We start from the raw sequence: 13,440 nt of genomic DNA on the forward strand, positions 1-13,440 counted from the left end.
CCCGCGCCGCCGCGCCGGCCGAGCCGGCCGCGGCACCGCCGCCGGCCGCCGCCGCCGCGCCGCGCGACTACGTGCTCGGCGCCGGCGACGTGGTGCGCATCGGCGTCTACCAGAACCCGGACCTTTCGCTCGAGGCGCGCATCAGCGAGGGCGGCAGCATCAGCTACCCGCTGCTGGGCAGCGTGGCGCTGGGCGGGCTGACCGCGCAGCAGGCCGAGGAGGCCATCGCCACCGGCCTGAAGCAGGGCCGCTACGTGCGCGAGCCGCAGGTCAGCCTGCTGGTGCTGCAGGTGCGCGGCAACCAGGTCTCGGTGCTCGGCTACGTCAACCGCCCCGGGCGTTACCCGATCGACGTCAACGGCATGCGCCTGAGCGACCTGCTGGCGCTGGCCGGCGGCATCGCGCCGAACGGGGCCGACCTCGTCACGCTGACCGGCACGCGCAACGGCCAGCCGCTGCGCGAGACGATCGACGTGCCGGCCCTGCTCGGCGGCCGGGGCGCCAGCGCCGACCCGGTGCTGCAGCACGGCGACGTGCTGTTCGTCGACCGCATGCCGACCGTCTACGTCTACGGCGAGGTGCAGCGCCCCGGCGCGCTGCGCCTGGAGCGCGGCATGACCGTCATGCAGGGCCTGGCCGCCGCCGGCGGGCTGAACCAGCGCGGCACGGTGCGCGGCATGCGGCTGCACCGCCGCGGCCCCGACGGCAAGGTCAAGGAGTACGAGCCGGCGCTGGACAACACCCTGCGCGACGGCGACGTCGTCTACGTGCGCGAGAGCCTGTTCTGAGCAAGGAGTGCGATGAAGCACGTTCAATGCAACGAAGCGACGCGGGCCGGGCGCCGGGCCGCTCCCAAGCCGGCCCGCATCCCCACGGGGGATCGGCCGGCGTACCCGTCGGCCGAGGGGCAGACATGACCCTGGGGCAATTCCTCTCCATCCTGCGTGCGCGCACGCCCGGCGCCTTGCTGGTGCTGCTGCTGTGCATCGCCGCGGCGCTCGGCACCAGCCTGCTGCTGCCGAAGAAGTACACCGCGCGCGCCGCGGTGATCGTCGACGTCAAGTCGCCCGACCCGATCGCCGGCATCGTGCTGACCGGGATGATGTCGCCCGGCTACATGGCCACGCAGGTCGACGTGATCACGAGCGAGCGCGTGGCGCGCCGCGTGGTCGGCCTGCTGCGGCTCGGCGAGAGCCGCGACTGGCGCGCCGCCTGGCAGGCGGCCGGCGTCGGCGGCGACTTCGAGACCTGGGCCATCGAGACGCTTCAGCGCGAGCTCGACGTGCGGCCCTCGCGCGAGAGCAACGTGCTGAACATCGAGTTCAGCGCGGCCGACCCGGACACCGCGGCGCGCGTGGCCAACGCCTTCGTGCAGGCCTTCATCGACACCAGCGTGGACCTGCGCGTCGAGCCGGCGCGCCGCTACAGCAGCTTCTTCGACGAGCGGGCGCGCCAGCAGCGCGACGCGCTGGAGGCGGCGCAGGCCAAGCTGAGCGCCTACCATCAGTCGCGCGGCATCACCGCCAGCGACGAGCGCCTGGACGTCGAGAACGCGCGCCTGGCCGAGCTGAGCAGCCAGCTGGTCGCGCTGCAGGCGCTCTCGGCCGAGACCGGCAGCCGCGACGCGCAGGCGCGCAGCGCCGGCGACCAGCTCAGCGACGTGCTCGCCAACCCGCTGGTCGCGGGCCTGAAGGCCGACCTGGCGCGCCAGGAGGCACGCCTGCAGGAGATCGGCGCGCGGCTCGGCGAGCGCCACCCGCAGGTGCTCGAGGCGCAGGCCAGCATCGACGAGCTGCGCCGCCGCCTGGCCGCCGAGACACGCCGCGTGACCGGCAGCCTGGGCATCAACCACAGCATCGCGCGCGCCCGCGAGGCCGAGGTGCGCAGCGCGCTGGAGGCGCAGCGCAGCCGCGTGCTGGCGCTGAAGAAGCAGCGCGACGAGCTGGCGGTGCTGCAGCGCGACGTCGAGCAGGCCCAGCGCGCCTACGACACGATCAGCGCACGCGGCATGCAGACCAGCCTGGAGAGCCAGTCCAGCCAGACCAACATCGCGCCGCTCAGCCCGGCCAGCCCGCCGACCCAGCCGAGCTCGCCGCGCCTCGTGCTCAACACCGTGCTGGGCGCGTTCGTCGGCCTGCTGCTGGGCATCGCGACCGCGCTGCTGCGCGAGCTGCTCGACCGCCGCGTGCGCAGCGCGCAGGACCTGGTGCAGGCGCTCGACCTGCCGGTGCTGGGCGTGATGCTGCGGCCCGCCGGCGGGGCGCTGACGGCGCGCCGCCAGCGCCTGGCGCTGCAGCGCCGCCTGCTCGGGCCGGCGGCCCGGGCGCGAGGAGCCTGAGATGCGACCCCCACGCTCACTTCGTTCGCTGCCCCCCGAGGGGGCACAGGCCTCCCTTGGGACGGCCCGGCAGGAGGCCTGAGATGCTGAGACCGGTGCACGCCGCCCTGCCGCGCGACAGCGAGCCCGAGCTGGTGGCCGAATCGCTGGTGCCCGACGACGCCGATGCCGTGCCCGGCAGCACGCGCCCGATCGGCGCCATCCTGGCCGAGCTGCGCGGGCTCGACGCGGCGCAGATCGACCGCATCGTCGCGCTGCAGCGCAAGCGCGGCATGCGCTTCGGCGAGGCCGCGGTGGCGCTCGGGCTGGCACGCGGCGACGAGGTGCTGTGGGCGCTCAGCCAGCAGTTCGGCTACCCCTATGCGCCGGCCTCGCGCCAGGGCCTGAACCCGGAGCTGGTGACCGCGATCGAGCCCTTCGGCGCACGCGCCGAGGCCTTCCGCGCGGTGCGCAGCCAGCTCACGATGCGGCTGGACCGCCCCGGCGCGGCGCGCCGCGCGCTGGCCGTGGTGAGCCCGGACAGCGGCGACGGCAAGACCTACTTCGCCGCCAACATCGCCATCGCGCTGAGCCAGATCGGCGGGCGCACGCTGCTGGTCGACGGCGACCTGCGCCACCCGCGCCAGCACCAGGTGTTCGGGGTCGACAACAGCCGCGGGCTGAGCACCGTGCTGTCGGGCCGCAGCGCCGAGCATGCGCTGCACCCGGTGCCGCAGCTGCCCAGCCTGTTCGTGCTGCCGGTCGGCCCGACCCCGCCCAACCCGCTCGAGCTGCTCGAGCGGCCGGGCTGCGCGATCCTGCTGCGCGAGCTGCTCGAGCGCTTCGACCACGTGGTGGTCGACACCACTGCCGCGGTGCGCGGCAGCGACGCGGTGGTGCTGGCCGCCAAATGCGGCGCCGCGCTCGCGCTGGCGCGGCGCGGCCGCAGCCGCATCGACGCGCTGCAGACCCTGGTCGGGCTGCTCGGCCAGACGCGCGCCGAGGTGGCCGGCGTGGTGATGAACGAGTACTGAGTGCCCGGCCTCGGTCGCGCCGATGTCCGCCCTGCCGAACGACCCGCGTGCCTGGCCCGTGCCCGAGCGCGGCCCGTGGCTGATCGTCGCCGCCGGGCTGGCGCTGCTGGCCGGGCCGACGCTGCTCGGCCTGGCGCAGCAGGTCTGGGGCGACGAGCGCCAGTCGCACGGGCCGATCGTGCTGGCGGTCGCCCTCTGGCTGCTGGCGCGGCGCTGGCCGCAGGTGCGCGACATGCCGGCACGGCCCGATGCGGCGCTCGGCGTGCCGCTGCTCGCGGCCGGGCTGCTGCTGTACGTGCTCGGGCGCTCGCAGGGCATCCTGGTCGCCGAGGTCGGCGCGCTGATCCCGGTGCTGGCGGCCTGCGTGCTGCTGCTGCGCGGCCGCGCGGCGCTGCGGCCCTGGGCCTTCGGGTTGTTCTTCCTGTGCTTCCTGGTGCCGCTGCCCGGGCTGGTGGTGGACACGCTGACCCAGCCGATGAAGCTGGCCGCCTCGGGCCTGGCCGAACAACTGCTGTATGCCGCCGGCTACCCGATCTCGCGCACCGGCGTCGTGCTGCAGATCGGCCAGTACCAGCTGCTCGTGGCCGACGCCTGCGCCGGGCTGCACACGCTATTCGCGCTCGAGGCCATGGGCCTGCTCTACCTGAACCTGGTGCGCCACCCCTCGGCGGCGCGCAACGTCGCCCTGGCGCTGCTGATCGTCCCGATCTCCTTCCTCGCCAACGTGCTGCGGGTGGTGGTGCTGTGCCTGGTCACCTACCACCTGGGAGACGCCGCCGGCCAGGGCTTCCTGCACGGCCTGGCCGGGCTGCTGCTGTTCCTCGCCGCGCTGCTGCTGACGATGGCGGCGGACGGGCTGCTGCGGCTGGTGCTGCCGCGTCCGCGGGAGTCCGCCGCATGAACCCGACGCGCCGCGCCTGGCTCGCCTGCGGTGCGATGGCGCTGGCCGCCGGCAGTGCGGCCGCGCTGACGCCGCGGCGCCGGCTCGCCACCCTGCTGGAGCGCCCCGAGCTCGAGCGGGCCGTGCCGCGCCGCTTCGCCGGCTGGCAGCTCGACGCCGCCGCCGGCGCCGCGCTGGTCAACCCGCGCCAGCAGGCGGCGCTCGAGCGGCTCTACCAGCAGATGCTGGCGCGCACCTACCGCAACGAGGCCGGCGAGCGCGTGATGCTCGCGCTGACCTACGGCGCCGACCAGCGCAGCGACATGGCGCTGCACTACCCCGAGGTCTGCTACCCGGCGCAGGGCTTCGCGGTGCGCTCCAACCGCGCCGGCGTGCTGAGCGTGCCGGGCGGCCACCTCGCGGTGCGCCGGCTCGAGACCGCGCTGGGCACGCAGCGCCCCGAGCCGGTCACCTACTGGACCACGATCGGCGAGTACCACAGCCTGGGCAGCGTCGAGCGCCGGCTGATCGAGCTGCGCTACGGCCTGCGCGGCCTGATCCCGGACGGCTACCTGGTGCGCGTCTCCTCGATCGGCATCGACAGCGCGGGCGAGTTCGCGCGCCAGGACCGCTTCGTCGCCGCGCTGCTGCAGGCGCTGGCACCGGCCACCCGGCTCGCGCTGACGGGCCGCACCGATGCCTGAGCCGCTGCGCATGACGGCCGCCGCACCGCCGCCCCCGCTCAAGCAGCGCGCCGTGCGTGCCTTCGCCTGGTCGGCACTGCAGAGCTGGACGGTCAAGGCGTTCACGCTGGGGGTGTTCCTGCTGCTGGCCCGCCAGCTCGGGCCGGCCGACCTGGGGCTGGCGCAGGGCGTGCTGGTGCTGCTGGCCTTCGTCGCGGTGCTGGCCACGCAGGGTTATCCGCCCGCGCTGGTGCAGCAGCCGGACCTGCAGCCCGAGGACGTCGAGCTGCCCTTCGCGCTCTCGCTGGCCACCGCGCTCGCCGGCAGCGCCGTGCTGCTGCTCGCGGCCGAGCCGATCGCCCGTGCGCTCGGCGCCCCGGGCGCGGCGCCGCTGCTGCGCGCGGCCGCGCCGATCCCGCCGCTCGCGGCGGCCAGCGGCGTGCTGGTGGCGCTGCACCGGCGCCGGCTCGAGTTCGGCGCGGTGGCGCGTGCCACGCTGCTGGCGCACCTGGCGGGCGGCCTGGCTGCGCTCGGGCTCGCCTGGCGCGGCTTCGGCGCCGGCTGCCTGGTCGGGCAGGCGCTCGCCACCGCGGCCACGCTCGCGCTGCTGCTGTGGCGCCGCCCGGTCTGGCAGCCGCGCGGGCGGTTCGCGCGCGCGCGCTTCGGCCGCCTGTCGGCCTACGCCGGGCCGGCGTTCGCGGGGCAGCTGCTCGACTTCTTCGCCGGCCGCACCATCGAGCTGGTGATCCTGTCGCGCCACGGGCTGGCGGTGCTGGGCACCTACGCGGTCGGCGCCAAGCTGTACCTGACGCTGCTCGAGCTGCTCGCCGCGGCGCTGGTGGAGCCGGCGCTCGCCGCGCTGTCGCGCCTGGCCGGCGAGCGCGAGCGCCTGCAGCGGGCCTACGCGCGGCTGGTGTTCCTGGCCGCCTGCACGACGGCGCCGCTGTTCGTCGGCGTGGCCGCGCTGGCGCCCGAGCTGTGCACGCTGCTGTTCGGCCCGCGCTGGGCCGGGGCCGAGACCGTCGCCCGCTGGCTCGCGCTGCTCGGCGCGGTGCAGGCCGTGCAGTACGTCAACAGCGCGACGCTGGGCGCGGCCGGGCGCTCGGCCACGCTGCTGGGCATCAACGCCGCCAAGCTCGCGCTGGGCCTGGCGGCGCTGGCCGTGACCGACGCCGCCGACGCCGGCGGCATCACGCTGGCCTTCGTGCTGGGCCAGCTCGCCGTCGCGCCGCTCAGCTTCGGCCTGGCCTTGCGCAGCACCGGCCTGCGCCTGGCCGCGCTGCTGCGCCAGCTCGCGCCAGGCCTGCTGGCCGCGGCCGCCGCGTTCGCGCTCGTCGCGCTGCTGCGCCCGCTGCTCGAGCCCGGGCTCGCGGCCGCCACGCGCCTGCTGCTGCTCGGCGCCACCTATGCCGGCGCCGTCGCGCTGCTGCTCGCGCAGACCTGCGGCACGCGCCTGCGCACCGAATGGGCCGACCTCGCCGCGGCCGCACGCCCGAAGGAGCGCCTCGCATGACCCCGTCCCGCCTGCGCCGCGCCGCCGGCGCCGTCCACCAGGCGCTGCTGCTGCTGCAGTGGCAGCTGGTGCGCCGCCTGCCCGCGCCGCGCCGCGCGCCGCGGGCCGAGGCCGTGCTGGTGATCCCGGCCGATGCCGAGGTGCTGACCGGCTCCAAGGGCGACGAGGCGATGCTGCTGGCCGCGCGCGCCATGGCACGCAGCGCCTTCGGTCCCGAGGTGCGCCTGCTGGTGGCCTGCAGCACGCCCGCGGCCGACGCACGCGCGCACGCCGCCGGCTTCGAGCCCTGGCGCGTCTGGGGCGGGCTGGCGATGCCGCTGGCGTTCCGCCGCCTGCTCGCCGCGGCGCGCCCGACGCGCGGCTGGGTGATGGGTGCCGACCTGCTCGACGGCCACTACTCGCCGGTGACCGCGCTGCGCATGATCATCGCCGCCGACCTGATGGCACGCGCCGGCCTGGCGACACGCTTCCTCGGCTTCAGCCTGAACGAGCAGCCGGCACGCAGCGTCTGCCTGGCCTTCCGCGCGCTCGACCCGCGCGCGGCCGTGCAGCTGCGCGACCCGGTCTCGTGCGAGCGCTTCGGCCGCGTCACCGGCCGGCCCGCGCGCCTGGTGGCCGACACCGCCTTCCTGCTGCCGCCCGCGCCGCTGGAGGAGCCGGCCGCGGCGGCCCGCCGCTGGGTGCGGGCGCAGCGTGCGCAGGGCCGCCGGGTGCTGGCGCTGAACGCGCACCCGATGCTGTTCCCCGCCGCCGAGGCGGCCGCCGGTGCCGCCGCACTGGCCGACGCGCTGCAGGCGGCGATGCACGACGTGGCGGCGCGCCGCCCGGTCAGCTGGCTGCTGCTGCCGCACGACGAGCGTGCCGGCGCCGGCGACCTGGCCTGGCTGGACCTGCTGCACGCACGCCTCGACGACGGCCAGCGCGCGTTCTGCCACCGGCTGCTCGCGCCGCCCGCGGCCGACCAGATCAAGGCCCTGGCCGGCGAGGTGGACGGCGCGCTGACCGGCCGCATGCACCTGGCGATCGCCCTGCTCGGCCAGGGCCGCCCGGTGCTGGCGCTGGCCTACCAGGGCAAGTTCGCCGGCCTGCTGCGCCACTTCGCGCTGCCCGACTGGCTGCTGCTCGAGCCGGCGCAGGCCGTCGACGCCGCGGTGCTGACCGGCCGCCTGGTGCGCTTCGTCGACGAACTGCCCACGCTGACCGAACAGGTCGGCCTGCGGCTGCCGGCGGTGCTCGCCCGGGCGCGGCTGACCTTCGCGGAGGCCCTGCCGTGAGCGCGCATGGCCGCTCCAAAGCGCTCACACCGGAGCGCGACGAGCGCGGAGCTTGCCTCATGAGCGCGACCGTGTGGCTCGTCACCGACCAGCTGCCGGATCCGCCGCGCAACGGCATCACGCTGCCGGTCTACCACCTCGGGCTGCGGCTGGCGCGACAGCAGCCGCTGCGCCTGGTGCTGCTGGAGGACGAGTCCGCCCCGCCGACACCCGACGCGCTGGCGCGCAACGAGGCCCTGTTCGGGCCGCTGCGGCGCATCGTGCTGCGGCGCCGCGGCCGTGCCGCGCGGGCGCTGGCCGAGCTGCGCGGGCGCGAGATGTACCAGCACGGCTGGCGCCTCGCCGGGGCGGCCGCCGCGCCGCCGATCGGCCCGCAGGACCGCCTGCTGGTCGCACCGATGAGCGCGGTCGCGGCCTGGGATGCCAGCGGGCTGGCCGCGCAGGTGCATCCGTGCGTGCGCGTGGCCGCGGTGAACGACTGCACCACCGCCGAGTACCACCTGCGCGGGCTGCAGCAGCCCGACGGGGCAGCGCCGAAGGCGGCGCTGGACCGCTGGCGCTGCCGCTTCATCGCACCGATCGAGGCGCGCCTGCTGGCGCCCTACGACCACGTGCTGCTGCAGACCGAGGCCGACCGTGCCTGGCTCGCGCAGCTGGTCGGCGCCGCCCTGGCGCAGCGCGTCGCGGTGGTTTCCAACGGCGTGCTCGACGAGTTCTTCGCGCTGCGGCGCAGCGGCCGCCCGACGGTGCTGTTCGTCGCCGACCTGGGCGGCGAATACGCCGGCACCGCGCGCTGGCTGGCGCAGGAGGTGTGGCCGGCGGTCGCGGCGCGCCACCCGCAGGCCGAGCTGCGCGTGATCGGCCGGCGCGCCTCGCCCGCGCTGCGCAGCGTGTTCGCGGCCACGCCGCAGCTGCGCCACCTCGACTTCGCCGACGACCTGGGCGCCGTCTACGCCGACGCGGCGATCGCGCTCAGCCCGGTGTTCAAGGGCTTCGGGCTGATCAACAAGACCCTCGAGGCGATGGCCGCGGGCCTGCCGGTGGTCGGCGGGGCGGCCGCGTTCAACGGCATCGCCGGCTTTCGCGCCGGCGTGCACGGCTGGGTCTGCGACACGCCCGCGGCAGCCCCGTTCGTCGCGGCGCTCGACACGCTGCTGTGCGACGCGGCGCGCCGCGAGGCGATCGGCCAGGCGGCGCGGCGCCTGGTCGACGGCGCGTTCCGCTGGGACGACGCGGCGCGGCGCGTCGGCGCCCTGCTCGACGCCCCGGCAGGCTGATCGATGGCCTCGTTGCGCTACCCGCTGACGCGCCGGCTCCCGGAGCCGAACCCGAGCGGGCTGTTCTTCGCCGTCACGGTGGTCTACGTGCTGGTGCTGGCGCTGGCCGCCGCCAGCGGCTCGGGCCTGCTGAAGGCGCTGGCGCACGGCACCGCGGTGGCGGGCTTCGCGCTGCTGGCGGTGCACTGGCTGTTCCTGCCGCGCACGGCCGGCGCGCCGCCCGGGGTCGTGCCTGCGCTGGGGCTGTACTACGCCGGGCTGGGCGCCGCGCTGATCGTCGGACTGCAGGCGCACGACCTGGTCGACCTGCTGAAGCTCGTGCTGGCGCCGGCCTTCGTCGTGTTCGGCGCCGACTTCGAGCGGCAGCGTCCGCACTGGCAGATGGACGAGCGCCGGCGTCCGCGCTGGCAGATGGACGAGCGCCAGCGCCCGCGCTGGCTGTGGGACGAGCTGCCGGTGCGGCTCGGCTTCGCCGCGCTGGTGCTGCTGCCGCTTCTGGCCTGGGCGGCGCAGCTCGCCGCCGGCCACACGGCGCTGGGCGGCGGGCGCGAGGTGGGACTGTTCGCCAACCGCAACAACGCGGCGCTGTACGCGGTGACGCTGATCGCGCTGCACGCGGTGCTGTCGGGCCGGCCGCTGCAGCGCGTGACGGTCTACCTGCTTGTCGGCGCGGCCTTCGGCACGCTCGGCGTGCTGCTCGCGGTGCTGCTGGCGCTGGTGCTCGCGGTCGGGCGGCCGCGCACGCTGGTGGCGCTGCTGGCGGCGCTGGCGCTGTTCGCGCTGGTGGCCTGGCTGCTGCCCGAGGTCGGCGTGTTCGCCCGCCTGGGCCCGCTGCGCGACAGCCTGCGCCTGCTCGCCGACGGCCGCGTCGACCTGGCCACCGTCAGCTACGCCGACCTGGTGCGCCAGCTGCGCAGCACCGACCTGTCGTTCCTGTTCCGCCTCAAGCACTGGCTCGAGCTGATCACGCTGTATGCACAGGGCTCGCCCTACGAGTGGCTGTTCGGCTTCGGCATCGGCGCCTCGGTGCGGCTGTCCGAGATCCACCTGGTGCCGCACAACGACTACCTGCGCCTGCTGTTCGAGTGCGGCGCGCTCACGCTGCTGGGCTTCGTCGCACTGCTGGGCGTGCTGCTGTGGCACGTCGGGCGGCGCTGGGAGGGCGTGCCGCTGGCGGTGGTGGCGATCTACTTCGCCAGCGAGAACCTGGTCAACAACTACCTCGCGATGTCGGTGTTCTGGTTCAGCGCCGGCGCGCTGGCGGCCCGCAGCAGGAGCACGACCCATGCGCCGGGCTGAGTTCATCGTCACGCTGGCCGCGCTGCTGGCCGGCTGCGGCAGCGGGGCCGACGCCGGCGGCGCGAGCCTGCCCGAGGAGATCGACCTGGCCGCGATCCAGCGCGACGGCTCGCTGCCGCACGAGCGCGCGCCGCGCGGCGTGCCGCGCGGATTCGACTGGGCGCGCGGGCCGCGTGTCGGCGCCGGCAACACGCCCGGCGCCTTCCGCGCGGCGACCGGCTGGGGCCAGGCCTTCTCCAGCGGCGACGCGGACGGCCGCGTCGTGCTGCAGCTGCGCGCCCTGCAGGTGCTGGTGTGCGCCGGGCCGCAGCGGCAGTGGCAGCTGGTGCAGCGCGGGCCGATCGAGGGACGCCAGTTCCGGGCCGACTTCGCCGGCAACGCCTCCGCCGCGGCAGAGCACTTCGAGCTGCAGGGCGAGGTCGCGACGGTCGCCTTCGCGGCCGGCAGCGCGTTCCACTTCTGGCCCGCGGCGGGCCGCTTCGAGCTGCCTGCGGGCCCGCTGTGCGGCGTGCTGGTGCTGGTGCAGGCGCGGCTGGACCCGGACAGCGCCGCAGGTGCCGGCGCGCTGGTCGGCCTGGGTGCCGACTACTGGCTCGACCGCGGTGCGCACTGGGACCAGTACCGCACCAACCGCGACATCGCGATCGGCCGGCTGCGCGTGGTGACACCCGAGTGGCGCTGGATCGGCCTGAGCACCGCCGGCGACGCCGACCTGCAGCGCCTGCGCCTGCAGGGCTACGACCCCGGCGCCTGCCGCGCCGCCGCCTGCTGACCCCGATGCCCCGACTGCTCTCGATCAACTCCTACCACTACCGCCGCGGCGGCTCCGACGTGGTCTACCTCGACCACGCCGCGCTGCTCGAGGAGCTCGGCTGGGACAACGCGTTCTACGCGATGCACCACCCGCAGAACCAGCCCTCGCCCTGGTCGCGCTTCTTCATCGACGAACTCGAGTTCGACCACCGCTACCCGCCCTGGCGCAAGCTGGCGATGGCCGGCAAGGTGGTCTGGTCGTTCGAGGCGCAGCGCCGGCTGCGCGCGCTGCTGGCCGAGTACCCGGCCGACATCGCGCACCTGCACTGCATCTACCACCACCACTCGCCGGCCATCCTGCCCACGCTGCAGGAGGCCGGCGTGCCGGCGGTGCTGACCGCGCACGACCTGAAGATCGCCTGCCCGGCCTACAAGATGCTCAACGACGGCGGCGTCTGCGAGCGCTGCCGCGAGGGCTCGGTGCTCAACGTGCTGCGGCACCGCTGCGTGCGCGGCTCGCTGGCGGCCAGCGCGGTGGTGGCGGCCGAGAGCGCGCTGCACCGCCGGCTCGACACCTGGCGGCGCCACCTCGCGAAGGTGGTGTCGCCGAGCCGCTTCTTCATCGAGAAGTTCGTCGAGTGGGGCTGGCCGCGCGAACGCTTCGCCTACATCCCGAACTGGGTCGACGCGGCCCGCTTCGAGCCGCAGGCCGCGCCGGGCGACTACTTCCTCTACTTCGGCCGGCTCGCGCCCGAGAAGGGCGTGGCGACGCTGCTGCGCGCCGCGCGCGACGCCGGCGTGGCGCTGAAGATCGCCGGCACCGGCCCGCTGCAGGGCGAGCTGCAGGCGCTGCACGCGGGCCTGGGCGGCGACGCCGAGTTCCTCGGCTTCCGGCACGGCGCCGAACTGCACGCGCTGGTGCGCGGCGCGCGCGCCGTGGTGCTGCCCTCGCAGTGGTACGAGAACGCGCCGATGAGCGTGCTCGAGAGCATGGCGCTGGCCAAGCCGGTGATCGGCGCGCGCATCGGCGGCATCCCCGAGCTGATCGTCGAGGGCGAGACCGGCTGGACCTTCGAGAGCGGCTCGGTGGCGCAGCTGGCCGAGCGGCTGCGCAGCGTCGCGGGGCTGGGCACGGCGGCGCTGGAGCGCATCGGCCGCGCGGCGCGCGCGCACGTGGAGCGCGAGTTCCACCGGCAGCGGTATGCCGACGCGATGCTCGACCTGTACGCGTCGCTGGGGGTGCGGGCATGAACTCGGACGATCAGCGACCCGCGTTGAGGATCCTCGGCATCCGCGGCGTGCCCGCCGCGCACGGCGGCTTCGAGACCTTCGCCGAGCGGCTCGCGCTGCACCTGGTCGCACGCGGCTGGCGCGTCGTGGTGTACTGCCAGCGCGACGGGCGCGGCCCGCTGGCGCACGACCACTGGCAGGGCGTCGAGCGTGTGCACGTCCCCGTCGCGCAGCGCGGCGCGCTCGGCACGATGGTGTTCGACGCGCGCGCCATCCGCCATGCCGCGCGCAGCCGCGAGCTGTGCCTCACGCTCGGCTACAACACCGCCCTGTTCTGCGCCTGGCTGCGCCTGCGCGGCGTGCCGAACCTGATCAACATGGACGGCATCGAGTGGTCGCGCGCCAAGTGGAGCGCGCCGGCGCGCGCCTGGCTGTGGCTGAACGAGCGCGCCGGCTGCCGGCTCGGCGACCACCTGGTGGCCGACCATCCCGAGATCGCGCGCCACCTCGGCACCCGCACGGCGGCCACGCGCATCACCACCATCGCCTATGGCGCCGACCGCGTGCTCGACGCCCCGACCGCACCGGTGCGCGCCCTCGGGCTCGAGCCCGGCGGCTACCTGATGCTGGTGGCGCGCCCCGAGCCGGAGAACTCGATCCTCGAGGTGGTCGAGGGCTTCTCGCGCCGGCCGCGCGGCCTGCCGCTGGTGGTGCTGGGGCGCTACGACCCGGCCGACCCCTATCACCGGCGGGTGCAGCAGCGCGCCGGCACCGAGGTGCGCTTCGTCGGCGCGATCTACGAGCGTGCCACGCTGCAGGCGCTGCGCCGCCACGCGCTCGCCTACGTGCACGGGCACCGCGTGGGCGGCACCAACCCCTCGCTGGTCGAGGCGCTGGGCGCGGGCAACGCGGTGCTGGCGCACGACAACCGCTTCAACCGCTGGGTGGCCGGCGCGGCGGGCGCCTGGTTCACCGATGCCGACGGCTTCGACACGCAGCTCACCGCGCTGCTGGCCGACCCCGGGCGCCTGGCCGCCCTGCGGCATGCGGCGCGCGCGCGCTTCGAGCAGGCCTTCACCTGGCCCGCCATCCTGGCCGAGTACGAGACCTTGCTGCGCGCCTGGCTGCCCGAGCCGCCGCTGCGCCCGGTGGACGCGGGGCGCGGCACCGCCTGAGCGGC

General features: G+C 75.8%; 12 protein-coding genes. All 12 read left to right on the forward strand.

The annotated features are described in order from the left end of the window. The coding region (gene epsE, locus D9C15_RS12765) for a polysaccharide export protein EpsE (protein WP_205854791.1) at nucleotides 1-788 on the forward strand (788 nt) is incomplete at its 5' end. A gap of 125 nt (nucleotides 789-913) precedes the next feature. After that, a complete protein-coding gene (gene epsF / locus D9C15_RS12770; RefSeq protein WP_127997833.1) occupies nucleotides 914-2,338 on the forward strand; it encodes a chain length determinant protein EpsF in 1,425 nt (474 codons plus the stop codon). Between the two features lie 83 nt (nucleotides 2,339-2,421). Beyond that, nucleotides 2,422-3,351 (forward strand): polysaccharide biosynthesis tyrosine autokinase, encoded by a 930-nt coding sequence (locus D9C15_RS12775; protein WP_127997834.1) that lies wholly within the window; start codon nucleotides 2,422-2,424, stop codon nucleotides 3,349-3,351. Nucleotides 3,352-3,373: 22 nt separating this feature from the next. Then, on the forward strand, nucleotides 3,374-4,252 hold the full coding sequence (gene xrtB / locus D9C15_RS12780; protein WP_127997835.1) for an exosortase B: 879 nt from the start codon (nucleotides 3,374-3,376) through the stop codon (nucleotides 4,250-4,252). Continuing rightward, complete coding sequence (gene epsI, locus D9C15_RS12785) at nucleotides 4,249-4,935, forward strand: exosortase-associated protein EpsI, B-type (protein WP_127997836.1); 687 nt, start codon at nucleotides 4,249-4,251, stop codon at nucleotides 4,933-4,935. Before xrtB ends, epsI begins: the two co-directional genes overlap by 4 nt. Then, complete coding sequence (locus D9C15_RS12790) at nucleotides 4,928-6,427, forward strand: oligosaccharide flippase family protein (RefSeq protein ID WP_127997837.1); 1,500 nt, start codon at nucleotides 4,928-4,930, stop codon at nucleotides 6,425-6,427. Before epsI ends, D9C15_RS12790 begins: the two co-directional genes overlap by 8 nt. Further along, a complete protein-coding gene (locus D9C15_RS12795; protein WP_164886719.1) occupies nucleotides 6,424-7,701 on the forward strand; it encodes a polysaccharide pyruvyl transferase family protein in 1,278 nt (425 codons plus the stop codon). Before D9C15_RS12790 ends, D9C15_RS12795 begins: the two co-directional genes overlap by 4 nt. Nucleotides 7,702-7,760: 59 nt before the next feature. Further along, the gene (locus D9C15_RS12800) at nucleotides 7,761-8,978 is read left to right on the forward strand and encodes a glycosyltransferase family 4 protein (protein WP_127997839.1); all 1,218 of its coding nucleotides are present in this window, start codon (nucleotides 7,761-7,763) and stop codon (nucleotides 8,976-8,978) included. A gap of 3 nt (nucleotides 8,979-8,981) precedes the next feature. Beyond that, on the forward strand, nucleotides 8,982-10,277 hold the full coding sequence (locus tag D9C15_RS12805) for an O-antigen ligase family protein (RefSeq protein ID WP_127997840.1): 1,296 nt from the start codon (nucleotides 8,982-8,984) through the stop codon (nucleotides 10,275-10,277). Continuing rightward, nucleotides 10,264-11,049, forward strand: coding sequence for a hypothetical protein (locus D9C15_RS12810; protein ID WP_127997841.1), 786 nt, complete (start codon nucleotides 10,264-10,266; stop codon nucleotides 11,047-11,049). Before D9C15_RS12805 ends, D9C15_RS12810 begins: the two co-directional genes overlap by 14 nt. A 5-nt stretch (nucleotides 11,050-11,054) precedes the next feature. Further along, on the forward strand, nucleotides 11,055-12,281 hold the full coding sequence (locus D9C15_RS12815; protein ID WP_127997842.1) for a glycosyltransferase family 4 protein: 1,227 nt from the start codon (nucleotides 11,055-11,057) through the stop codon (nucleotides 12,279-12,281). Further along, entirely contained in the window at nucleotides 12,278-13,435 is a 1,158-nt protein-coding gene (locus D9C15_RS12820) for a DUF1972 domain-containing protein (protein WP_127997843.1), read from the forward strand. Before D9C15_RS12815 ends, D9C15_RS12820 begins: the two co-directional genes overlap by 4 nt. Nucleotides 13,436-13,440 lie beyond the last annotated feature (5 nt).

This window comes from Piscinibacter defluvii, assembly GCF_004011805.1.
Classification (GTDB): domain Bacteria; phylum Pseudomonadota; class Gammaproteobacteria; order Burkholderiales; family Burkholderiaceae_C; genus Piscinibacter; species Piscinibacter defluvii.